Origin of the sequence: Tunturibacter gelidoferens (assembly GCF_040358255.1) — a bacterium.
In the GTDB taxonomy this organism is placed as follows: domain Bacteria; phylum Acidobacteriota; class Terriglobia; order Terriglobales; family Acidobacteriaceae; genus Edaphobacter; species Edaphobacter gelidiferens.
In genome coordinates this window covers 2,828,538-2,852,053 of sequence record NZ_CP132938.1, presented here as the reverse complement: position 1 = coordinate 2,852,053, position 23,516 = coordinate 2,828,538, and the positions used below count along the sequence as shown (strand labels likewise).

Annotated in this window: 18 protein-coding genes; 9 read left to right on the top strand and 9 right to left on the bottom strand. The window is 57.8% G+C overall.

Annotated features, from left to right (window positions below; genetic code table 11):
- Nucleotides 1–269: 269 nt before the first annotated feature.
- Nucleotides 270–1,187, bottom strand: coding sequence for a homoserine kinase (thrB, locus tag RBB81_RS12725; RefSeq protein ID WP_353070874.1), 918 nt, complete (start codon nt 1,185–1,187; stop codon nt 270–272).
- Complete coding sequence (gene thrC, locus RBB81_RS12720) at nt 1,184–2,572, bottom strand: threonine synthase (RefSeq protein WP_353070873.1); 1,389 nt, start codon at nt 2,570–2,572, stop codon at nt 1,184–1,186. The genes thrB and thrC overlap by 4 nt, the downstream gene beginning before the upstream one ends.
- 71 nt (nt 2,573–2,643) lie before the next feature.
- On the opposite strand from thrC, the gene modA reads away from it, so the two are divergent.
- The 3 genes from modA (at nt 2,644) to RBB81_RS12705 (ending at nt 4,906) form a co-directional block, all read left to right on the top strand.
- On the top strand, nt 2,644–3,372 hold the full coding sequence (gene modA, locus RBB81_RS12715; RefSeq protein ID WP_353073925.1) for a molybdate ABC transporter substrate-binding protein: 729 nt from the start codon (nt 2,644–2,646) through the stop codon (nt 3,370–3,372).
- 93 nt (nt 3,373–3,465) lie between these two features.
- On the top strand, nt 3,466–4,152 hold the full coding sequence (gene modB / locus RBB81_RS12710) for a molybdate ABC transporter permease subunit (protein WP_179582386.1): 687 nt from the start codon (nt 3,466–3,468) through the stop codon (nt 4,150–4,152).
- A 34-nt stretch (nt 4,153–4,186) separates the two neighbouring features.
- Nucleotides 4,187–4,906: an ATP-binding cassette domain-containing protein gene (locus RBB81_RS12705; protein ID WP_183792150.1), complete on the top strand. Its 720-nt coding sequence runs from the start codon at nt 4,187–4,189 to the stop codon at nt 4,904–4,906.
- Here the strand turns inward: RBB81_RS12705 and RBB81_RS12700 are convergent, their stop codons facing one another.
- Nucleotides 4,907–6,022: a UDP-N-acetylmuramate dehydrogenase gene (locus tag RBB81_RS12700; protein WP_353070872.1), complete on the bottom strand. Its 1,116-nt coding sequence runs from the start codon at nt 6,020–6,022 to the stop codon at nt 4,907–4,909.
- Nucleotides 6,023–6,227: 205 nt separating this feature from the next.
- Between RBB81_RS12700 and RBB81_RS12695 the strand changes: the two genes are divergently transcribed.
- The 5 genes from RBB81_RS12695 to RBB81_RS12675 all read left to right on the top strand — a co-directional run bounded on the left by RBB81_RS12695 (nt 6,228) and on the right by RBB81_RS12675 (nt 11,646).
- Nucleotides 6,228–6,653 (top strand): BrxA/BrxB family bacilliredoxin, encoded by a 426-nt coding sequence (locus tag RBB81_RS12695; protein WP_179582382.1) that lies wholly within the window; start codon nt 6,228–6,230, stop codon nt 6,651–6,653.
- Nucleotides 6,654–6,767: 114 nt separating this feature from the next.
- Nucleotides 6,768–7,784, top strand: coding sequence for a sigma 54-interacting transcriptional regulator (locus tag RBB81_RS12690; protein WP_353070871.1), 1,017 nt, complete (start codon nt 6,768–6,770; stop codon nt 7,782–7,784).
- Between the two features lie 105 nt (nt 7,785–7,889).
- Entirely contained in the window at nt 7,890–9,695 is a 1,806-nt protein-coding gene (locus tag RBB81_RS12685) for a DUF885 domain-containing protein (RefSeq protein WP_353070870.1), read from the top strand.
- A gap of 37 nt (nt 9,696–9,732) precedes the next feature.
- The gene (gene proC, locus RBB81_RS12680) at nt 9,733–10,584 is read left to right on the top strand and encodes a pyrroline-5-carboxylate reductase (protein ID WP_179582378.1); all 852 of its coding nucleotides are present in this window, start codon (nt 9,733–9,735) and stop codon (nt 10,582–10,584) included.
- Between the two features lie 78 nt (nt 10,585–10,662).
- Nucleotides 10,663–11,646 (top strand): COX15/CtaA family protein, encoded by a 984-nt coding sequence (locus tag RBB81_RS12675; RefSeq protein ID WP_353070869.1) that lies wholly within the window; start codon nt 10,663–10,665, stop codon nt 11,644–11,646.
- A gap of 67 nt (nt 11,647–11,713) precedes the next feature.
- Here the strand turns inward: RBB81_RS12675 and RBB81_RS12670 are convergent, their stop codons facing one another.
- The 4 genes from RBB81_RS12670 to RBB81_RS12655 all read right to left on the bottom strand — a co-directional run bounded on the left by RBB81_RS12670 (nt 11,714) and on the right by RBB81_RS12655 (nt 13,613).
- Entirely contained in the window at nt 11,714–12,049 is a 336-nt protein-coding gene (locus RBB81_RS12670) for a hypothetical protein (RefSeq protein ID WP_179582374.1), read from the bottom strand.
- 436 nt (nt 12,050–12,485) lie between these two features.
- Nucleotides 12,486–12,692 carry a hypothetical protein gene (locus RBB81_RS12665; RefSeq protein WP_179582372.1) on the bottom strand — a complete coding sequence of 69 codons (207 nt, stop codon included), beginning with the start codon at nt 12,690–12,692 and terminating at the stop codon, nt 12,486–12,488.
- A complete protein-coding gene (locus tag RBB81_RS12660; protein WP_179582370.1) occupies nt 12,689–13,027 on the bottom strand; it encodes a hypothetical protein in 339 nt (112 codons plus the stop codon). Before RBB81_RS12660 ends, RBB81_RS12665 begins: the two co-directional genes overlap by 4 nt.
- A gap of 10 nt (nt 13,028–13,037) precedes the next feature.
- On the bottom strand, nt 13,038–13,613 hold the full coding sequence (locus RBB81_RS12655) for an RNA polymerase sigma factor (protein WP_353070868.1): 576 nt from the start codon (nt 13,611–13,613) through the stop codon (nt 13,038–13,040).
- 161 nt (nt 13,614–13,774) lie between these two features.
- Between RBB81_RS12655 and ppk1 the strand changes: the two genes are divergently transcribed.
- Entirely contained in the window at nt 13,775–15,940 is a 2,166-nt protein-coding gene (ppk1, locus tag RBB81_RS12650) for a polyphosphate kinase 1 (protein WP_183788813.1), read from the top strand.
- Between the two features lie 33 nt (nt 15,941–15,973).
- Here ppk1 and RBB81_RS12645 read toward each other — a convergent pair whose 3' ends face one another.
- Both RBB81_RS12645 and RBB81_RS12640 read right to left on the bottom strand, forming a co-directional pair.
- On the bottom strand, nt 15,974–20,257 hold the full coding sequence (locus RBB81_RS12645) for an Ig-like domain repeat protein (RefSeq protein WP_353070867.1): 4,284 nt from the start codon (nt 20,255–20,257) through the stop codon (nt 15,974–15,976).
- Between the two features lie 206 nt (nt 20,258–20,463).
- Nucleotides 20,464–23,412 (bottom strand): protease pro-enzyme activation domain-containing protein, encoded by a 2,949-nt coding sequence (locus RBB81_RS12640; RefSeq protein WP_353070866.1) that lies wholly within the window; start codon nt 23,410–23,412, stop codon nt 20,464–20,466.
- Between the last annotated feature and the right edge of the window lie 104 nt (nt 23,413–23,516).

Here is a 23,516-nt window from a genome sequence, read left to right as displayed (position 1 = left end):
TTTTACACCCATCCGGTGCGGCGCAGTCTTCTCTATAGTAGATGCAATTTTGAACCGGGAGTTTCAGCGAGCGAAATACCACTTAAAGAGTAAACGCCCGGACCTCTGTAAAGAGGTCAACGGGCGGCGTAGCAGCCCTCCCCAGAACTGCCCACTCGGCTAAAATACGAGGCTTTTTGCGATTCGTAAAGAACTCTTAGGTAACAAAATGATCATTACTGATATGTTACTTGCGTATTGTAATTCCTTTTGCGAGAGAGGGATGGGTGTCAGGCTTCAAGTGCTCTCGTAGAGATCGTGGTCTGAATAACTTCAAGTGATCGGTCGCCAGCAGCCTGGCGGATGATGTCTGGAAGGACCGAGGGTCTTGCCTCCTGGGTGATGATCAGAACAGACGGGCCGGCGCCACTGAGAGCGACGCCGAGGATCGCCGGATGGCTGGCCAGGGGCAGCAACAGCGGGAGCAGAGGGCAGGCCTTCATCCGGTAGGGTTGGTGGATGCGGTCCTTCATGGCGGTACGGAGGAGATCGCCGCGTCCCTGGGCGAAGGCGGCCACAAGCAGAGCGGTTGATTGAATGTTGGCCACTACATCTTCCCTGGAGTAGGTGGCAGGGAGCAGGGCTCGGGCTTTCTTTGTGGCGAGGCTGTGGGAGGGCAGCGCCAGATTCAACCCCCAGGTTATATTTTCTCCACAACTCGCTGTTGTTACTGAGTTTTCACTCATTGCGGATGCGGTCATTCCACCCAGATAGCACGCGGCTACGTTATCGGGATGGCCTTCGCGAAGGCAGGCCTCTTCAAGGATTTGTTGTCCTGACCAGCCGAGGTTGCCAAAGTGATTTGCCAGGAAGACACCGGCCAGCAGCGCGGAGGCACTCGAACCGCACCCCATTCCGAGGGGGATCTCGTTGTGGAGCTGGAGGTGAAGGCGGGGAGCCCTGATTGCGGCGTTGGCCAGAACGTCGATGTAGGTCGTGAAGATGAGATTGTCTTCGAGCTTGGCGCACTGGTCGGCGTCGCGACCGGTGGCATCGATTTGGAAGGCGTCGGCAACTGTGGCGTCTATGGTGAGGTAAAGAGCCATGGCCAGGCCAAGGGCGTCAAACCCGGGCCCCAGATTAGCCGAGGTAGCAGGCAAACGGAGGTGGTAAGGTTTGGCTGGGCTTTTTGCAGTGCTTTGACTCATGCTGGTTGAGGCTGATGCATGTGGGATTCGAGGGTACGGAGAACCAGACTGGGGTCGGCGTCGAGGACGATAGGGGGCTTGCGCAGAGCCGCATGCTGGAGTTGTTCCCCGGGGCTAAGCTGAGCTTTTTCAGCATCTGAGAACAATTCGTTACGGTGATAGTCGATGGTATAAGCGGAGTCTTTGAGGGTATGGCCGGTGAGGATAAGGACGACTCGCTCCTCTGTGGAAATCTTTCCCTGGGCTACGAGCTTTTTGAGGCCGGCGAGGGTAACAGCCGAGGCGGGTTCGCAGCCTACGCCTTCGGCCCCGATCTCGGCCTTGGCGAGGGCGATCTCCTGCTCGCTGACCTGGTCGCACCAGCCGCCGGTGGTCCGGAGGGCGTTGACGGCCTTACGCCAGGAGGCTGGGTTGCCGATGCGAATGGCGGTGGCGCGGGTGTTGGCAACGACCGGCGTAAGGCTTTCGCCGCCGTTCTCCTGCAGGCTGCGGTAGAGCGGGTTGGCGCCTTCGGCCTGAATGATGCTGATCTTGGGAGTGCGCGGGATGAGACCAAGCTCGCGCATCTCGGCGAAGCCTTTGGCCAGGGCTGAAGAGTTGGCGAGATTGCCGCCGGGAACGATGACGTGCTCGGGAACCTGCCACTCCATCTGTTCGACGAGTTCGAAGGCGGGCGTCTTCTGGCCTTCGAGGCGGTACGGGTTGACGGAGTTGAGAAGGTAGATGGGGAACTGTTTTACGAGTTCGCCGAGAATTTTGACGCAGCCGTCGAAGTCAGTCTTGAGCTGGATCGTAAGAGCGCCGTAGTCCATCGACTGCGAGAGCTTGCCCCAGGCGATCTTGCCCTCGGGGATAAAGACGATGCTGCGGAGGCCAGCGCGGGCGGCATAGGCAGCCATGGCTGCGGAGGTGTTGCCAGTGGAGGCGCAGGCTACCCACTCGAAGCCACGTTGGGAGGCGACGGAGAGGGCCGCGGTCATGCCGGTGTCCTTGAAGGAGCCGGTAGGATTCATGCCCTGGTGCTTGGCGAGGAGCCAGTCGATTCCGGCGGCTTTGGCGCAGCGGGGGAGATCGTAGAGAGGCGTGTTGCCCTCGCGAAGGGTAATGACTTTTTCGAGGTCGTCGACAATGGGCAGCAGGTCGCGGAAGCGCCAGACGCCGGATTGGTCGACGGGCATGGTAGACGACCGGCGCTCCTGCCAGAGCCAGCGGAGGGCGCTGGGATTAGGAAGTCTGCTGTCGGGACCGGCTGCGGCGTTGGTCCACGAGTAGACCACTTCATAGAGACCGTTGCAGAGCGGGCAGCGAAAGTTGCTGCTGACCTCATCCTTACTGATGACGGTCGTGCATTCGGTGCATCTAAGGTGATGTGTTGCTACTTTCATGGTTGCTACTAGCCTATCGTAAAGGTCGAAGTGCGTCTGCGGCCTTGGTGTGCCTTGTTGTGTGTCTGGGCGTGGTTTTGGGCGGTCAGCATGCCTGGGGACAGAAGGAGCTACGGGTGGCGGCGGCGGCGGATCTGCAGCCGGTGATGCCTGTGCTGGCGCAGGAGTACGAAAAGGGGACGGGCGTGAAGCTGGTGGTTAGCTTTGGGTCGTCGTCGACGCTGGTGACACAGATTTTGAATGGCGCTCCGTTTGATATCTTTCTGGCGGCGGATTATGTGTTTCCAGAGAAGGTTGTGATTGCCGGGCTGGCAGATGGGGGCGAACCAACGGCTTACGCGAAGGGCACGCTGGTGTTGTGGACCCGGAAAGACTCCGGCCTGCTGCCGCTTAGTCTGGAGACGCTGTCTGATCCGCGAGTGAAGACAATCGCCATCGCGAACGAGTTGCATGCGCCCTATGGGCGCGCGGCGGCCGCGGCGCTGCGAAATATGAAGCTCTACGACAAGTTAGCCCCGCACTTTGTGGTGGGAGACAATATCTCGCAGACGGCGCAGTTTGTGGAGTCCGGCAATGCGCAGTTGGGGTTGATATCGTTGACGGCGGCTAGTACCGAACACTTCAAGGAGATCGGGACCTACGTGCTGATGCCGACCTCGCAGTACCCGGCGATACGACAGTGCGCGGTGATCATGACAAAGTCGGACCGAAAGGCAGAGGCACATGCTTTTCTGGACTGGATGTTGTCTTCGGAGGTTCAGGGGAGTTTGAGCAAGTCGGGCTTGGGTGCGGTGAAGTAAGCGGTTCAGCGCGGGTTAGCCGTCGAGACGAACGGTGAAGGGTCGTCGACAGCATTCGAGTGTGCAGACTCGAGTGTCATAGACTGGCGCTGTATGGATTTTGAGGCGCTCTGGTTGACGTTGCGGCTGGCAGTCGGGACGACGGCGATTCTGCTGGTGGTAGCGTTGCCGCTGGCGTGGTGGATCGCGTCAGGACATGGGGCTGGGCGTGCTTTCGTGCAGTCGATAGTGGCTCTGCCGTTGGTGTTGCCTCCGACTGTGCTTGGGTTCTATCTGTTGATCGCGATGGGTCCGCTGACCGCGCCTGGAAGGCTCTTGATGCGAGTCTTTGGGCATCCTTTGGCGTTCAGCTTTGGCGGCCTGCTGGTGGGGTCGATTCTCTACAGTCTGCCGTTTGCAGTGCAGCCGTTGGTGGCAGGGTTTCAGGCAGTGGATCGAGGATTCGTCGAGGCGGCGGCGGGGCTGGGTGCGAAGCCGACCAAGGTGTTCACGACGGTGGTGCTGCCGATGGCGCGCGCTTCCCTGCTGACGAGCGCAGTACTGACATTCACGCACACGGTGGGCGAGTTCGGCGTGGTGCTGATGCTTGGCGGCAATATCCCTGGGGCGACGCGGACGTTGTCGATTTCGCTCTACGATCTCGTGCAGGACGGAAACTATGCGGCTGCGAATCGGACGGCGCTGGTGTTGATCGGGTTTGCGACGGTGGCGCTGCTGACAATCTATCTTCTGCCCTCGATGCGGAAGGTGGACGGAAGGCAGGCTGACATTGTCCGATAGTCTGCCGGGTGAATCGCCGGAGCGAGTGCTGACGATGAGTATGGAACATCGGGTCGGAACCGTCTCGCTGAATATCAGGTTCGCGTTGATCAAACCGTGGACGGTGCTGTTTGGGCCGTCCGGGAGCGGCAAGACGACCCTGCTGAGGGCCATCGCCGGCTTTGTGCGGCCGGATGCGGGATCGATTGTGCGAGGAGACCGTGTGTTGGTGGATCGGGCCTCGGGTGTGTTTGTTCCGCCATACCTTCGACCGGTGAGGAGCGCAGGGCAGACGGCCCGGCTCTTCCCCAATCTGACCGTGCGGTCGAATGCGATTTATGGCATTGGATGGAGAGATAAACCTGACGACGCCAGTAAGGTTGTTGACGAAGTCATCAGTTTATTCGGCTTGGGGGAGCTGGTGAATCGAAAGCCACATGATCTGAGTGGAGGGGAGAAGCAGAGAGTCTCGGTCGCACGCGCAGCAATCTCTGCGATCACTTACGAAGGAGCCGGAGCAGCGTTGTTGTTGCTCGATGAGCCATTCTCTGGACTGGACTACGCGATGCGAGATGGACTTGTCGACGGATTGCGGGAGTGCCTGGGGCGGTGGAAGACGCCGGTGCTTTCGGTGACACACGACGTTGGGGAGGCGTTTCAGCTTGGAGCTGAGGTGATCAGGATCGCGGAGGGAGAGATTGTGAAACAGGGGCCGGCGGCGGACGTGCTGGCGGAGGAACGTCGGCGGTTAATCGGGCAGCTTCGCGAGCCGTAATCACTCGCCGGGCTGCACCGGCTCCTGTTCAAGGTGAACACCAAATCTCCGCTCTACACCCTCGACCACAGCGTCGCGAAGTGCAATCAGTTCGGCAGCCTTCGCGCCGCCCAGGTTCACCAGAGCGAGGGTATGGCGGGAGGAGATTGCTGCCCGTCCCATGGCAAAGCCTTTGTGAAACCCGGCCCGCTCCACGAGCCACGCCGCAGGTAGCTTCACCATGCCATCACCCGCCGGATACTGCGGAACCTCATCGGGCCTGCAACCGGCGCCGAGAGCGACCTGCGAAACAACGGCAGAGGGAACCACGGGGTTCTTGAAGAACGAGCCGGCGCTTCTCCCATCCGCTCCCCCCTGTCCCACCAGCATTCCCTTCTGCTCGCGGATCGAACGGACTGCATCGTAAACCTGGCGAAGCGTGGGCCTTTCCCCTGCTTCGAGCGTGGCCGCGAAGTATCGCGAGAGATCGGCATACCGCAGCGCGGCGTCTCCCCCGGGCCGCAATCTATAGGTCACAGCCGTTACGATGTATCGGCCGCGCTGCTCCGTGTTGAAGAGGCTGCGCCGGTAGCCGAAGCGGCAGGCTGTGTGATCCAGATCCACAAAGTTTTGGCTCTTGAGATCGTAGGCACGAACCTTGACGATGGTTTCGGCAACCTCCTGCCCGTACGCGCCGACGTTCTGGACCGGAGTGCCGCCGACATCGCCGGGAATGCCCGCCAGGCACTCGATGCCGGCATACCCGCGATCGACGGCGTAGAGCACAACATCGTCCCAGCTCTCGCCTGCGCCGGCTTCGAGAAGAACGCTCTCGCCTTCGTGCAGCTCCCGTCTGGTGATCGGTACGCCAACCCGCATCACCACGCCGTCAAATCCAGCATCGCTTATCAGCACATTGCTTCCGCCGCCCAGAACGAACAGCGGCATACCTCGATCCCGCGCGAAGGAGGTTGCCTCCACCACCTCATCCTCACTCGCCGCCTCTATAAAGAAGCGGGCCGGACCCCCTATCTGAAGCGTGGTGTAGGGGGCAAGCGGAACGAACTCGCGGAGGTCGATCATGGGACGCAGCACCGCTTGAGAGTACAACATCGCCCGGCTACTGGGATTTGACACACCTGATACCTTCAAATGGTGGTTCGCTTTGGCGCTAGCTCCTTCCCAGGTGAAAAGGTCCACTCGAAGTCCAGAGCTATCTGTTTTGTTTCGAATACTTTGCGTACTTTTTGCCGGGGGTGGGGTGCAAGGCTCGTAAGTAGAACGTAGAATCGAAACAAGCGCGGCTTTTACCCGCGAGCAAAAGGGTTAAAGGGAGAGTGTTATGTATCCAGAGATTATGGTGATTCCGATGCGCGAGGAGCTGACGCGCGCTGGGTTGACGGAGGCCCGCAGTGCGGCCGAGGTGGATGCAGCAGTTGCAAAGCCGGGAACAACGATGGTGGTGGTGAACTCCATCTGCGGTTGTGCAGCCGGCAAGATGCGTCCGGGAGTTCGTCTGGCGATGCAGCATAGCGCGAAGCCCGATCATTCCGTCACGGTGTTCGCAGGCCAGGACCGCGAAGCAACCGAGAAGGCGCGCAGCTACTTCGGCGGACATCCTCCGACGTCGCCGGCGATTGCGATTCTGCGCGACGGCCAGCTCGTCTACCTGATGCAGCGTTCGGCGATCGAGACCTCCACCGCGCCGGCCATTGCCCAGGAGCTTCAGCGCGCGTTCGATACTTACTGCGCGCCAACGACTGCCTAAGCCTGAAGCTGTTGAAATCTAAGGCCGGAGACCCGCTGCTACATTGTGCGGTCTCCGGTTTTTCGCGTTTTATGGCTGAACGGAAGGCGGATTTTGCCGATGTAAGAGACAGCCATGTCGATCACACGATCTGATTCTTCCATCTTCATTGATCCTTCTCATGGGCTTGTCGAAGAGCCATGGCCCGAGGGGAACGGTCTCGAGATTGTGGGCTCGAGTGCGGAGATACGGCGGCTGCGTTTGCAGGTGCGACGGATCGGCCCGCACTTCCGAACGGTCCTGGTCCATGGCGAGACCGGGACCGGCAAGGAACAGGTGGCTCGTGCGCTGCATGGAATGAGCCACGCTGCCGACGGCCCGTTTGTGGTCTGCCATGGAGCCGCTCTTGAAGAAGCAGTCGCCGGACGCCTGCAGGAGAACGATTGTGGCGTGGACCACTCGGATGCAATCGGTTGTCTTACCAGGATGGCGCACAGAGGGACGCTCTTTCTCGATGGAATCCACGAGATGCCGTTGCAGACACAGCTTCGTCTGCTACGCCTTCTGCGACGTTTCGACTCGACGCAGAAGCAGCGGGAAACATGCAGGCAAGACCTCCGGTCCGATCTGCGGATGATTGCCGCAACAAGCGAAAACCTGAAGATATTAGCTTCTGCAGGACGATTTCAGCAGGAGCTCTACCAACGGTTTGCCATGGTGGAGATTACCCTGCCACCGCTGCGGGCCCGCAGAGACGATATTCCGGATCTGACGAAGTATTTTATGTCTCAGCTTGCGCCGCTTTACAAGAAAAAGATGCCCGCTGTGTCTGAGCAAGCGATGGAACGCATGCAGAGGTACAACTGGCCGGGTAATGTGCGGGAGCTGAAAGGTGTTGTGCGGAGCAGCCTATCGCGAGTTGAGGGTGACGTACTCGACTCGCATCATCTTCCTGCGCTGGCTGAAGAGACAACGTTCATAAGAGAGGGAATGACAGAAAGTTTGCGGCTGCAGGATGTGGTCGAGCACCACGTCCTTCGAGTGCTGAAGGGCTGCGGAGGCAACAAGGTGCGCGCGGCGGAGATGCTGGGGATCAGCCGCTCGACGCTGTACAGGATGCTGGATGCCTCCGCATCGGCGGTTTTGCAATAAACCTCATCTTGGTATTGCTGTGAAAAGCGCTTCAGTAGAAGCGGCAGACGGAGTGCAGATGCTCCGCTCGCCACGATAGACTGAAGGTCAAGGTTGAGGACAGATATGACGAGATTGTGGCTGGGTCGCGCAGGTGGGTGGGTGCTTGTTTGCTGTTTGAGTGTAACGCCGAAGATGGTGCAGGGTCAGTTGACGGCTGCGGCGTCAACCGCCACTTCGGTTGCGGGACAGAGCAAAGCGTTATCCACACTCTTCACGCAGATCTGGGAGGACCGGCTGAAGCGCTCGCCCGAGTTTGCTTCCTCGATCGGAGACAAACGCTATAACGATCAATTGACGGACTACTCGACCCAGGCCTTGAACGCGGCGCTGGCACGGGGGCGCGAATACATCCGAAAGCTTTCGGAGATCGATACGACCGGACTGACAGACCAGGAGAAGCTGTCGGCAGATCTGATGCTGCGTCAACTGATCGAGGAGCAGGAGGCGGCGAAGTTCAAAGAATGGGAGATGCCAGTCAACCAGTTCTACGGCTTTCACACCGAGCTTCCGCAGCTTCCGAACCGGCTTCAATTTGACTCGGTCAAAGACTACGACGACTACATTACGCGGCTCAAAAAAGTTCCGAATGCCTTCTCGCAGATCATGACGAACATGCAGCTGGGAGCGGACGAAGGCCGGGTGCAGGTGCAGTATCTGATGGAGAAGGTGCTGGTGCAGACTCTAGCGCTGGCGAATCAGAAGCCGGAGGAGAGTCCGTTTGCGCAGCCTCTTAAGAAATTTCCGAAGACAGTAAGCGCGGCTGAGCAGAAGCGGATTTCAGCGGAGACGATCGACGCGATCTCTGCTGACGTATTTCCATCGTACAAACGCTTTGCCGGATTTCTGAAGGCCGAGTACATTCCAAACTCGCGCAAGGAGATCGGGGCATCAGCGTTGCCGGACGGAGATGCCTACTATGCGTTTCGGATTCGACAGAGCACCACGTTGAGCAAGTCCGCCGCTGAGATCCATCAGATAGGGCTCGACGAGGTGAAGCGCGATGAGGCCGAGATGCTGGCGATTGTGAAGAGCCTTGGCTTCGCTGATATCAAGAGCTTCAGTGCCGCGCTGAAGTCCAATCCAAAGGAGCACCCTGCCTCCGCCGACGCTCTTATTGATGACTACAAGGGATACATCGCTGGAATGAAGCCGAAGCTGCCGGAGCTGTTCGGCCGTCTCCCGAAGGCTCCACTGGAGATTGTGCCGGTGCCCGCGTATATGGAGAAGGATCAATCGGCTGCTTACTACGACAACGGTACGCCAGATGGAAGTAGGCCGGGCCGAGTGTATGTCAACGAGTATAACTTTGCGGAGCGCTCGCTCGCCCCAGTTGAAGCGGTGTCGTATCACGAGGGCATTCCAGGGCACCATCTGCAGATCTCGATTGCGCAGGAGCTTACCGGGATTCCGGAGTTTCGAAAGTACACCTACTACACGGCTTATACCGAGGGCTGGGGACTGTACAGCGAGCGGCTTGGTAAGGACGTCGGGTTCTACAAGGCCCCCTACAGCGACTATGGCCGGCTGGAGGCGGATATCTGGCGCGCAATCCGGTTGGTCGTGGATACGGGCGTGCACTCGCAGCACTGGACGCGGCAGCAGATGGTCGATTACTTTCACGATCACTCGGCCATTGACGAGACGAATATCCAGGCTGAGGTTGATCGCTACATAGCGTGGCCGGCGCAGGCGTTGGGCTATAAGATGGGACAACTGAAGATCCTCGAGTTGAGGGAGCGCGCGAAGACGGCGCTAGGCCCAAAGTTTGATATCAAGGCGTTTCATGATCAAGTGCTCGACTCCGGCGCGCTTCCAATGGACGTACTGGAGCAGCGCGTCGACGCCTGGATCGCCGCAGAGAAAAAGTAGGCTGCGTGGAAAAAGCGCTGTCTGATAGCCTTTGAAGATGAGCGAGAGCTATGAAGTGATGGTTCCGGCTCCGGTGATGCCGGGGCTGCGGGTAGCAGTTTTGGGCGCAGGAAAGATGGGCGGCATTCTGCTGCAGGCCTTCTTGAAGAACAACCTGCTTGCGCCTGAGCAGATCTTTGCCACAGTGCAACACGCGGAGCGAGCGCAGGCGTTGTCGGCGCAGTTCGGCGTCGAGGTAACGACCGACAACCTTGCCGCAGCGCAACAGGCAGATGTGATTCTGCTTGGAGTAAAGCCCACACAGGTGCCCGCGTTGATCGAGGAGATCAGGCCTGCGCTGACTCCGAAGAAGACGGTGCTGTCGTTTGCGGCTTCCGTAAAGACGCGCAGTATCGAGGACGGCGCGGGATGCGAACTTGCTGTAATCCGCGCAATGCCAAACACTCCGGCGATGCTGGCTGCGGGTATTACGGCGCTCTGCGGCGGGCGGTTCGTCTCGGCTGAACAGATGGCAATGGCGCAGAAGATCTTCCAGACGGTTGGCCGGACTGTTGTGGTCGATGAAAAGCACATGGATGCGGTGACCGGTCTTTCAGGTTCTGGGCCCGCGTTCCTCTACATCATCATCGAGGCCCTTGCCGAGGCGGGAGTGAACGTAGGGCTACCGCGCGATGTGGCTACTCTGCTGGCCGCGCAGACGACTCTGGGTTCGGCGAGGATGGTGCTTGAGACTGGATACCATCCCGCGCTACTCAAGGACGCTGTGACGACACCTGCCGGGTGCACGGTGGATGGCATTCTGGAACTCGAGGAGGGTGGACTGCGCGTGACCTTGATCAAGGCTGTAAAGCGAGCGACCCAGCGGGCGAAAGAGTTAGCGAACGGATAGTCCTGGTTCGTTCTTCGCGTGAAAGCGCACGACACCCGCGATTGAAACGGCGGCGTCAAAGCTGCGTAGAATGATGATATGGCTACGGCTGGAACGGTAAAGACGCCGGACGGTTTGAAAACGACGAGGCTTGAAGCGTCTCGAGCGCTGGTGCGGTTTGCCTGGGGTGTGGTCGGCTACAACGTGCTGGTGATCCTTTGGGGAGCTCTGGTGCGGGCTACAGGTTCCGGCGCCGGATGCGGGAACCACTGGCCGCTTTGCAATGGTCAGGTGATTCCGCTGTCGCCGCGCATCGACACGGTCATTGAGTTCACTCATCGGTGCATGACCGGCGGTTCGACTTTTCTTGTCGTTGGGCTACTGATCTGGACGTTTCGGGGAACCCTGAAGGGGCAGGCAGCACGAGGGCTAGCAGTCGCGTCTATGGTATTACTGCTGAACGAAGCGTTCCTCGGCGCGTTGCTGGTCAAGTTGGGGTATGTCACGGGCAATCAGTCGATGGGACGAGTGGTTGTGCTCTCAATTCATCTGAGTAATACTCTGTTACTTCTCGCCGCATTGACGCTGACGGCGCGGCTGTTGGGGACTAGACAACGATGGGCTGAGTTAAGGGTAAGCGGAGCGAGAAAGCTGTGGGCATTGCTGGGGCTTGGGGCAACGCTGGTTGTCGGTGTGAGCGGGTCGCTTGCAGCTTTGGGAGATACATTGTTCCCTGCTTCCTCTCTGCGGGCGGCGTTCACACAGGACTTTGCAGCGGGCTCTCCCTGGCTTTTACGGTTGCGAGGTGTACATCCGATCAGCGCAGTGATTGCAGCAGCATTCGTACTTTCGTTGACGGGACAGGCCAGGCGCGCGGGCGCGAGTCGCATCGCCGGGTTGGTGCTATCTTTTCTTTGCTTACAGTTCGCACTTGGACTAGCGGACGTTCTGCTGCTGGCGCCAGTGTGGATGCAGATCCTGCATCTGCTGGGAGCCGATCTCTATTGGGTCACACTGGTGACGCTTGCAGCTATGGTGATGTGGCCACAACAATCCCCAAGCAGAGCGTGCACCGCCGATTGAACGGCTACCTCTGAGCCCCTTCGATGAAACAGAGGCTCAAAGAGATAGCGCTATTGGGCAAGCGGAGCTACTGCGGAGTTGGCTTGCCTGCGATCTTATCGCCGACCTTTTCGGTTCCGTGAGCAGCGTCCTTCGCCGCGACCTTGGTGCCGTGACCAATATCCTTACCTGCGGTCTTGGTTCCTTCAGCGGTTTTATCGGCCGCTGTCTTCGTCCCGCTGACGGTCTTGTGATAGACCTTCTTCGTTCCGGTGGCGGTCTTTTTGGATCCGGTAGCGATAGCGTGACCTGTATCTTTGGTTGCGTCTTTTGTGTCAGTTCCGGCAGCCTTCAGGTCGTGCCCGGCGCTATCCTGAGCGAGGGCGAAGCTGGCTGAAGTGGATACAGCGAGCGCGGATGCCAAAATGATAAATCCTAGTTTTCTAACGTGCATATTTCTCCTTTTGAGGTTCACATAAACCCCCTTACGGATAGAGTATCGGTTCAGGAAAAGCGATTCATAACGACACGGCGTCCGGCTCTCGGATCCGCCCAGCGAAGCGAATCGTATAAGAGCCCGCGCAGTGTCGAATAGGCACGCTGATCGAGTCACGGTGGCTGAAAAATCGCTGTTGAATATTTGCAACGTTCGAGAGGTGATCAGTTCGAAGGTCAGATGGCCCGTCTTGAACGGCTGCATAAAGCGATCTTCTTTAAAACTATACAGACATTCGAAGCCGAAGGTGAACGTCTGAAACGCAGTAGAACTGACGGCGTAAATTTTCTTGGAAAACCAACGCAAGCATTGGCTGGATTCTTGGATAGATGATCGGAACCGGTAAGGGAAGAATTCTTGCCATTTAGTCAGGTCTGCGGAGTTGCTGGTTTTTGATCAAAAGCTCTGCGACCAGGCGATGAAGACGAGCGTTCTCCATCTCGAGTTCGCCGAGGCGGTCCTTGAAGTGGGCGGCGGACTGTCGACTGTAAATCGAGGAAGAGGATTGCCTAAAACCGCCAGGCTCCGCATCTTCTTCAGTGTCGATGCGACTTGTTTCGATCTCGTTCATATCTGCGTCTCCGCGTGTGAAGCGAAGGGCGCGCGGCCGCAACGCACACCTTTACGAAACTTCTCGCGATCCTCGGGTGTCATGTGATCCCAGCGATCTTTCATGCGTTGTCTCCAACGATTGCGGCCTCCCCCGCCATGCCGGTGAAAGCCTCCGAACAGAATTTTGCTGAGCAAAAACAGGCCGAGGCCCTGCCAAAAGGTGATCATGTGCCATCCAAAGATCGGCGGCATAAGAACGTTCCACAGGCTCTTGATCAGGAAGCCAAGCGCTGCGCTGGCAACTACGGAGAATAATGCGATTTTTACCACTTTGATTGCTGGATGATGCCCCATATATGACTCCTTATTTCTTAGCAAAATCTTCGTAGATCAACTGCAGTCTTTGGCGCAGATGCGTGACGGCATAGTGCTTGCGCGAAAGCAGAGTGTTGACACTGAGACCAGTTTCGGCGGATATCTCTTTAAAGCTCTGGCCCTGCAATTCATGAGCGATGAATACCTCTCGCTGCCCTTGCGGCAACTCTTCAAGAGCTTCTTCCAACGCATCGAGGAGTAAATTCCTTGCATAGGCTGCTTCAGGTCCCGCGTCGGCCGAAGGAAGCAGGTCTTCGAGTGTGTCCCCATCCTCTTCGACGGACGCCGGGCTGTTGAGCGAGGCGGCCTTTTTTCTACGGAAGAGATCGATCATCCGATTCCGGGCCACACGAAAGAGCCACGCAGTCACATGCTCTACGGGCTTCATCAGACGATAGGCCTCAAGAAGTTCATAGAAGACGTCTTGAAGGATGTCCTCCGCTTCGCCAGTGTCGGCGACATGTTTACGGATGAAGCTTCGCAGCCTAGGTCTGTCTCTCTCCAGCGCCTGAGAGATGAGCTGGTTCTGCTCGATAATTGTCCAATTGCCCGGAATCTCACTCATCTATAGGTGTAGACGGATCAAGCGCTTGAATATTTTATGGCCACGGATTTTGTTTTGCGTCCGTTTGCGGGTATGAGAGGACCACCGAGGGCGCAACCGCCGATATTTCTCGGTTCTTCATACTTGGGATTCATACCATTGCGGTAATCTTTTAGACCTCTATGACTTCTACGAAGCGAACTGCCGGAAGCTCTGCCAGTGCCAAAAAAGCCGCCGCGAAGGTGGTCGAGAATCTTTTTTTCAGCCGCGACGAGTCCTGGATGCGTTTCAACCAGCGTGTACTCGAAGAAGCGCAGGACGAGACCAATCCACTTTTGGAGCGAGTAAAGTTTCTGGCCATCACTGCGAGCAACCTGGATGAGTTCGTGGAGATCAGGGTCGCTGGCTTCCTCCAGCGGATCGAGGATGGTTACAATCTCGCGCAGCCACCAGATGAGGGTGGACTCACCCCGCAGGAACGTCTGGATGGATTGATGGAGCGAATTCATCTATTCGTAATGGCGCAATACCAGTGCTGGAATGAACAACTGTTACCAGCGATGCAGGCAGCAAAGATTCGTGTGCTGCGGTGGAGTCAGCTGAACGATGCGGCACGGAAACAGGCGTTGGATTTCTACGACAATGAGGTCGATCCTCTGTTAACCCCTGTGACCATCGATCCTTCTCACCCTTTTCCGCGAGTGCTGAACAAGGCGCTCTGCATAGGTCTCCTGCTGAGACATAAGCGGCGTGGCCTGAAGGCTGCGACGGCCCTGGGCGTGGTGACCGTACCTCGCGCCCTCCCGCGACTGGTCCCGCTTAAGAGCGCAGACGGAAGCTGCGACTTCATCCTTTTGCATGAGCTGGTCGAGTCTCAAGTAGAGCGGATGTTTCGTGGGTACGAAGTACTGTCTCGGTCGGCGTTTCGAGTCACGCGCAACAGCAATCTCTATATGCAAGAGGAAGAGTCGCGCTCTGTTCTGGAAAGTGTTCGCGCGGAGTTACATAATCGACGCAAGGGCGATGCCGTCCGGATGGAGATTGAAAGTTCCGCTGTCGAAGAGATGGTCGAGCGTTTGCGGATCAACTTCGAGCTCGAGCCGGAGCAGGTCTTCAGGACCGACGGACCCGTAAATCTTTCGCGCCTGATGAATCTTTATTCCGAAGTGAAGCAGCCCCAGCTGAAGTATCCAGCATTCGCTGCGAAAGAGTTCAAGCTGAGCGCAAAGTCCACCGATATCTTCGACGAACTGCGGAAACGGGATGTGATGTTGCATCATCCCTTCGATTCGTACAAGACCGTTGAGGAGTTTATCGAGGCCGGAGCGCAGGACCCCAGTGTGATCTCGATGAAGCAGACACTCTATCGCACAAGCAAAGACTCGCCTATCTTTACTGCTCTTACCGACGCCGGACAGAGTAAGGAGGTGACTGTCGTCGTGGAATTGATGGCACGCTTCGACGAAGACTCGAACATCCGCTGGGCACGAGAACTGGAGGACGCAGGTGTCGGGGTATTTCACGGCATCTTCGGTTTGAAGACCCACTGCAAGCTGTCCCTCTTGGTGCGGCGCGATCCCGATGGCGTGGTGCGACGGTACGCGCACTTGGGAACGGGGAACTATAATCCTGTCACGGCGCGTTTTTACACCGATATCAGTCTCCTGACCTCGAAGCCGGAGTTAACGGGCGAGGTGCAGAAGGTCTTCAATTACCTCACCGCTGAAACCGAGTCAGAGTCCTATAAGCCTCTCCTGGTCGCACCGTTGACACTCGCCGACGGCCTTGTCGCGCTCGTCGAAAGAGAGGCGGCCCATGCCAAGGCCGGTCGCCCTGCATCCATCATCGCCAAGATGAACGGCCTACTAGATCGGCGAACGGTAGAGGCCTTATATGCAGCTTCGAACGCTGGCGTCGAGATCGACCTGATTGTTCGCGGAATGTGTTCCCTAAGGCCCGGCCTCAAGGGTGTGAGCGAGAGAATTCGGGTGCGAAGCATCGTCGGACGCTTTCTCGAACACAGTCGAATCTTCTGCTTCGCGAACGGCGGCAAGGAAGAGGTCTACTGCGGAAGCGCCGACTGGATGCCCCGAAATCTGATCGAACGATGCGAGGTGGTATTTCCGGTAGCCCAGCCAGACCTCCACAAACGGCTGCGCGAAGAGATTCTGGCCGCCTATCTAGCGGACAACACCAAGGCAAGACTCCTACGGTCGGACGGCGAGTATGAGAGGGCTCCGAAGACGGGAGCTCCGTTCAGTGCACAAAACTATCTGATGGGAGTAGCCGATGGCGCAGACGAGAAGGTTCCCGAAGCTGCGAAACATGAAAAGATTACAACTCATTAGTGCTTCGCAAGTCTGAACGCGATAAGGATTGAGCTATTGAATCGTCAAATTGATGGCAGCGGTCTGGATGGTCGAACCGCCGGTGGCTCTCACGGTGACTGCATAGCTTCCGGTCGAGAGAGGTTTCGCAGCATTAGGGTCGACTCCACCACTGCCACAACCGCTTAGGACGCCCAGCGTGGAGAGCGCAAGCAGAGCGAAGGCACCCCACCTACGAGTGCCCCGGCCCGGCACCATGAAAACAATCAGACCTGCGCAGGCTAGGCCAAAAACCGGCACCAGGTCATGAGAGGTCGATGGCTCCACGGTGCGGCTGGACAACGCAGTAGATGAGATGGTGAGCACCGTGGTCCGGGGGGTGGAATTGGTGGGCGTAATCGAAGCCGGGGAGAAGAGACAAGTTGCCCCCGCGGGCAGGCCTCCGGTGCACGCAAACATGATGATCGAGTGAAAGCCGCCGACTGGAGCGACAGTAAGCGTAATCGCATTGGAACTTTTGCCCTCGGCCATGGTGGTCGATGACGTCAAAGGAGACAAAGTAAAAGTGCCGATTGGAGCGATAACGGTGAGCGTGGCGGCCGCGGAAGTACTGGCGGAATGATTTTTGTCGCCGGAGTAGTTGACCTGAAGGACGTGAGCCCCGGACTGAAGCGTATTCGTAAGAAGAGGGAGGATAGTGGTAGTGCTGGTAAGTGGAACGGATTGTCCGTAGGGATTGCCATCAAGTAGCAATTGCGTCACACCGCCGGGGATAGGGGACGCAGGCGAGATGGTAGTGGCGACGGTAACAGCAGCTCCCTGTTCGACGGTGGCGGGCGAGACGCTGATGGTAGCGATGCTTGGGAGAGCTGCACCGATGGTGAAGGACGCCGGTGCAGAAACGGAGGCCTGATGTGTGGCATCGCCAGAGTAAAGCGCGGTGATGAGGTGCGAGCCCGGAGTAATCGTAATGACTTGGCTGGACGCGCTCACTGTCCCGGAGGAGAGTGGCAGCGGCTTGCTGACGACCTGGTTGTCACTGAGAAAGACGACGGTGCCGGTAGGTAGCGGGCTGTTAGGAGAGACGGTAGCTGAGAAGACGAACGAATCTCCCGGAACTATGCTCGCGCTCGATAAGCTGAGTGCTGTAGTGCTAAGGCCAAGGGAGGAGGCGGTAACATAGACGCCGACCGGGGTGGAGCTAGACGGTTGATAGTTTATATCGCCCGAATAGCTGGCCGTAATGGTGTTGTTGCCAGCTGAGAGTTGGCTGGCAGGGAAACTAAAGTTCACCAGCCCAGAGTCTGTGGTGAATGCGGGATAGGCATTTTGCGCGACAACTGCATTGCCGAGCGTAAGGCCACCAGCGGTGAAGGTCACCGTACCACCAGGAGCCGCGGCACCGAAACCTCCTAGTCCACCCGTTGCAAAGCCCAGTGCGTTGATCTGAGCGGTAAGTGTAACCGTTGTGCCCGCGGACACATAACCTGCGTTTGTTTGAAGCAGGCTATCAGTCTGCGTTTTGACGATAGTAAACGCGAACGGAGGCGATTGGCTGGGATTGAAGCTCGCATCGCCAGAGTAAGCCGTAGTTAATACGTGGGTGCCCGGGCTCAGCGAGCGTGTCTGATCCTCGGTATTCGAGGCGGCGTTGAGTCGAAAAATTCCGCCATCAAGCCCGAGACCTGAATCGGTCAGCATGATGTTGCCGGTGGCCAGTCCCTGTCCAGAAACGCCCGCGACCTCTGCACGGATAAGAAAGAATCCTCCATACGGGTACGTAGAGCCAGGCTGCACCGGCGTGACGGCACCGTTGGCTGGGTTGTAGAGCAGAGGCTGTAGGCTCGTCGTGCTGTCCTCCGGGCTTACCGTGAGCGCGACTGCATTGGAATCGCTTGGCGCATAGACTCCATCACCGCTGTAGTGTGCTTGGACCGAGTAGGAGCCTCCGGGAAAACTGCTGAGCAGCGCGCTATAGCTGCCATTCTGGAGAGTCCCTGTGTGAACCGAGCCATTTGTCGTCAGGGCGTTGACTGAAACGTTGCCGGTCGGCGTCCCTGCAGCGGAGGTGACGCTGACGACCGCAGATACAGGGCTGCCATGAGGAATTGTCGAAGACGAGAGCGTAAGGGTCGTCGAGCTGGCTGTAAAATTTGCATTCGTCCAGTTGTTGACGAGGTTTGCAGCATTGATGCTGCCAAGGCCTGTAGTGAGATCGTATCCCGCGCCGCTGTGGTATCCGGAGAGCACGCCATATCGGTCAACAGAGTTGGTTAGGGTGCAGTTGGGACTGCCTTTGAGACAAGGCATGGCGATGGTATCGGTCGTGATGTCGTTGAAGAGACAGCCGGCGGCTGGAACTCCCGAGATTGCGCTGCAAGTCGTACCAGCTTTTTGCTGCTGGCTGGCGAGATTGTAGAGAACATAGTTGGCATTCCCTTGCCGGCTGCCGGTCTTCTGGTTGATCAACGAGAGGATGCCGGCAAACGCGGGCGTAGCAACCGAAGTCCCACCGTAACCTGCAAAGTCGTAGGCCGGAGCGGCGAGGTTGCAGGGCCGGCCATCCGTGTTCGTACTCTGTTGGCAAACGACATAGAACGCGCCGAAGAAACCCGCGCCGGCAAAGAGAGAGACGTCGGGAATATCGCGAACCCCATCTGAAGGAACTCCATCAGCCATCTGCCAGGATGGCTTGCTGTAGTATCCCTTGCAACTCAAAGGCGACGATCCATTGGACTGAGTGCAGGAACTGGCGCCTCCGCCGCCCCCAACGACAGAAAGAAGTCCGTCCGTCAACGCGACGCCAGTATTACAGATCTGTTCGGTAGTCTGACCGGAGAAGAAACGGGAGGTAGCGAAGACCGTATTGGTGCAGCTCTCGTTCCATGGAACCTCGGGGATATAGCCTTTCGCCGAGGCCTGGGTGGTGGAGCTATTGATGCCATTCCAGAACGCAGTCCCGCCCTGGGGCATGTAAAAATCAGTCCCGCCCACGGAAATGTTATAAGGTGTGCTGCCAAGTCCGTTGACCCCAAGACCATAGCTCGCTCCGGTATCGTCTGCCGTGTCGCAACCCGCTGCCCCGGAGTCGCCGCTGGCGATCAGAACCGAGATCCCCTGGGCAGCGGCCTGTTGCCAGAGCGCCTTATAGAAGGCATTTCCTGTAGACCCTAGAAGAAGTTCGCACTGTCCGTAGCTGTAGCTCATTACAGGAGCAAGATTATTGTCGACGATGTAGATGGCCGACAGATCGGTGCCCTGGGTGACCTCAGTTCCCTCCGAAACAACGTAATCGATGGTCGCACCTTTTGCGACTGCAGCCGACCACTGGGTGTCGATGTCCGCCTCCCCTTCGTCCGCAGTGACGCCGGGGTTGGGGCCGTTGTAGATGATGTTGAGGTATTCAGTTCCAGTTGGTGTCGCAGTATTGCCAAGCGGAAGGCTGAAGAGCTTGCGAAAGTTGACGAAGTCGGCGGGATTGATGTCGGTCTGTCCGACAATGGCTATCCTCTGGCCAATACCGTCAATCGGAGTGCTAGCGTTCCACAGCGGCAGCACGTTATAGATTGTGGCGAAGTCATACGGAGTCACGCCATAGAGGGTATTGGCGCCACTGGCAATGGTAAAGGCAGGCCTACCTTTGCTCGTAGCTTGATCCGGCAGGCGAGTCGTGAGGTTCGCCGCCGCATCGTGTCGAAAGCTGCCGACCCTACGGCTTGCAGGCCTGCGTCCAAAGTCGTTGAGCGACGCGATGCCTGACACCACGGGTGCTAGTGCAAGTGGAATCTGCGGATCGGATGCGTTCGCGAAATGCTGTTCGCCCCGAATAACGTACCTGTGCATGTTTGTGCGAAACGCTGTGCGGACCATCCCCGCCGTTCCGCTGAATTCAATCAGCGTTCGTCCGGAGTTGACCCGAACGTCGCCGAAGCCGTGCCCTGAGAGCCACGTAGTAATCGAGGACAGATCCCGGTCGGATGGGCCAAACGTTGCACCGAAGCTCTCTGGAGTGAGCCACTGATGGTAAGTCGAGGAGTTCCTGTCCTGCTGTTGATCGATTAACCGCTGCAGCTCAACCTCCTGCTCGGGACCGCGCTGAAGAATCAAAACCATGCTGCGAAGGGGAGCGGCATCGGCCATCGCGCCCTGGTCGAACTCCGCGCGCGCCATCGGATGAGTGTTCCCGGCGAGCGTCGTACGGCGACTCTCCTCGACGGGCTGCAAAATCCTCGAACGCGGGGTAGGAAACGACAACTGCGCGAACGTCGATGCAGAATCGGCGAGCAACAGCAAAATCGCCGGAACAAGAAATAGCAGCTTTCGGATGATACGAAACATTCTTTCGTTTCCTGCTGCTGAGAAAACAGAAAAATTCTTAGCAGATAAATTGTGACAAGGACTACAGGCCTGATTCTGTCGTGCTCAACATCGAGCGTCAACGAAAGATAGTCAGCAAGATAGGAATATTCGGAGAAACAGTTCTATTAAGGGAAAAAGGCCGCGCCTTCAATGGCGCGGCCGGAAAAGACTAAACGTACTTTCGTCTACGGTACGTTGTAGGAAATCTGTGTGCTATGCACCAGAGTGCCACTTACTGCAGTCACCGTAAACGTATAAATGCCCTTAGAGGCATTTGTCGTCCCAGCAGGAGGAGTAGTCCCGCCGCCTCCGCCGGTGTTGGAGGTGCTGGATCCGCAGCCAACCGCTGTTAGAGCAGAGATGCTAATCACAGCAGCAAGCAGAGCTACCCAACGACGGCGACGCGGCAGCATAAGCAAACACAATCCAGCAAGGGTGGCTCCAGAACCAGCCGCATACCATGGCATCTTATTCGCGGGACCTCGACCGGATGGCTTCAGTCCGGGTCGAATTGAGTTCGCGGCAGTCGTGGGTTCAGAAGCTACCACAACAAACGACGTGGTCACGCCAGTAGAAGTAGTGATTGCGACCGGCGACACAGAGAAACTAGGCGTTGCAGCCATTCCATCATTGTTGGTCGCCGTCAGACTGACCGTACCCGTAAAGCCGTTAACCGGTGTGATCGTAAAAGTAACCCCCGATGCCGTAGCTCCCGGTTGTACGGTTGTCGTCGCGCCGCAGGTCGCAGGGGCGAAAGAAAAATCGGGCTTGCCGGAAGATGAGGACGAGACTATGTCGACTGACGCGATCGGTCCGTTCGGGTAGAAGCTGGCGTTGATGTTTGGCCCCAGAAGCGTCCCTTTAGACCCAGCATAGTTGCCATCGCCGGAGTAAACCGCGCTGATGTTGTGGCCCCCAGAAGAAAGCGAGGAGGTGACAAGACTATAGCTCGCGGTTCCACTCGACAGAGTAGCAGTGCCGCCCACGACAGCCACGTTGTCGACAAAGAATTGGATTGTGCCCGTTGGCGTTGGACCCGAAGCAGTCCCCGCAACTGTCACATTGAGTGCCAGAGTACCCGCCGACACAGCGCACAGAGAGGCGGTGGTGGTAAGCGCCGTTGTACTGACGCTCGTCCCAATCCCGCTGCCGACGCCCGTGCCGACTGGCTTCACGCCACTCCAACCGGTGACCAGCGCATTTACATCAAAACTGCCGAGACCTGTCGCCTGATCGTACGTATTCCCTGCGGTGAAGCCGATCGATCCACCGTTTGGACAGTTCGGTGTTCCCTGGGTGCAGGGAACGGAGTTGTTGCCGGAGATGATGTCGTGGAAGACGCTACTGTAAGTTGGCCCGTTCAAGAAGCCATAGAGAGTTGGTCCAACATTGCCGAGCCAGCCCGTCGTTGCGCCGGTCGGATTCGTCTTCTGTTCTACCAGAGCCAAGATACCGGCGAAGGCGGGAGCAACGAATGAGGTCCCTCCAAACACGTTTGGGTCGCCGTTGGAGGAAAGGAAGCCGTTTACGCAAGGTGTCTCGCCTTGTCCATCGCCTGAGCTACAAACCAGATATCCGTCGTGCAAAGCCGCAGCGTTGAGCGCGATGTCAGGAAGATCCCGCGAAGAGTCACTCGGAACTCCGGCGCCTGTCTGCCATGCAGGTTTAGAGAAGAAAGCACTTGCTCCGCCGCCCCCAGCGCCGCCCCCGGTTCCGTTGCCGAAGCCAAGACCAGCACTGGATGTTGTCTCGTTCCAAGGCTGCTCCGGAATGTACGACTGAGCGGAGCCGCCGTTGGTTCCATTACTGCTGCTCCAATAGGTCGCAGGGGTGTTCACATCTCCACTGAACATGGTACCGCCGGCAGATGTGACATAAGGCGAGCTGGAGGGGAAGTCGACATTAAGCCCCTCAGTAGCCAGACCGTCTGCATCGCAGTCGGCAGCACCGGCATCGCCAGATGAACTGACTACGGTCTGCCCCTGCGCGTTCGCTTGCGCCAGCAAACTGTTGTAACTCGACAGCATTGCGGTACCCCAACCGCTCTCGCACAAGCCATAGCTGATTGTGATAATCGGAGCCACCTTGTTGTCGATGGAGTAAGTCAGAGAGTCCGCAAAGATGTTACTGCTGCTGTAAACATAAAGAATCGTGGCTCCCGGAGCGGCCGCACTCGACCACTCAATATCAAGATGCGCTTCATCGATATCGCTCGCCGAAACGCCAGCGTCAGAGCCGCCGGCAGGAATAGCGGATTGCAGCTTGAGATTGATTGTGGGAAGGCCAGCCGCCGACCGAAATTGCGCAACATTTGCGTCGGGAAGGACGTTGCCTGAGGTAAGATCCGTATTTCCCATCACAGCAATCGTTACGCCCGTGCCATTAATCGGGGTGGAAGCAGTAAGCAGAGGATTCTCGTCGTAGATGGTGTAAAAATCAGCCGGCGAAATGTAGTGACTCGTAACTCCGTTCAGAGTTTGCGTGTAAAGCGGTTGGGACGGGTCAATCGGGGAGACATTGCGCGCACGCGAGTGAGGCTTCGCCTTAAAGTCATTCAGCCCAACAATCGAGGTCACCACCCCGGCGATGGCTGACGGAAGCACGGGATCAGTGACATTCGAAATATGCGGTTCGCCGTTGAGCGAAAGACTGTGAATCGAGGTCCCAAAAGCCTGCTGCACCTGCGCAACCGTGCCTGAAAAAGAGATGAAGGTAGAGCTCCGAGCCGTCCGGGTGATGGTTAAGCCCTGACTGGTGAGCCACGTCGAAACCTTGGCAATATCCGCGCTGCTGAGTCCAAACCGAGTCCCAAACTGCTCCGGAGTCAGCCACTGGTGATAACTCGCCGAACTGGGGTTCAACTGATCGGCGAGCAACTGGCTCAGACCTGCCTGCTGGGCGGAAGTCATGCTGAAACGCAGTGACATCGACTCGAGCTTCTTGTCCGCCGGCGCAGCACCAAGATCCGTAGCGCGCCGCGCCCGGCTCATAATCGTGCCGGGCAGAGGGGTCCGAGAACCGCCGTCGACAGCACTGGCAATTCGGCTCTGGACTGCAGCCTGGCTAAGAGGGCTAAACGCGGAGGCAAGGAGGGTAATAGGGGCAATCAGATGAGAGAGAAGGCGGCTGCGCATTGGATATCTTCTACCTTACTACCGGGTTACGGGGTGGCCTGCTGGTCCACACACGGAGATCGACTGGCCCGACGAACCAGAGAGGGACCGAGGTGAGGTACATG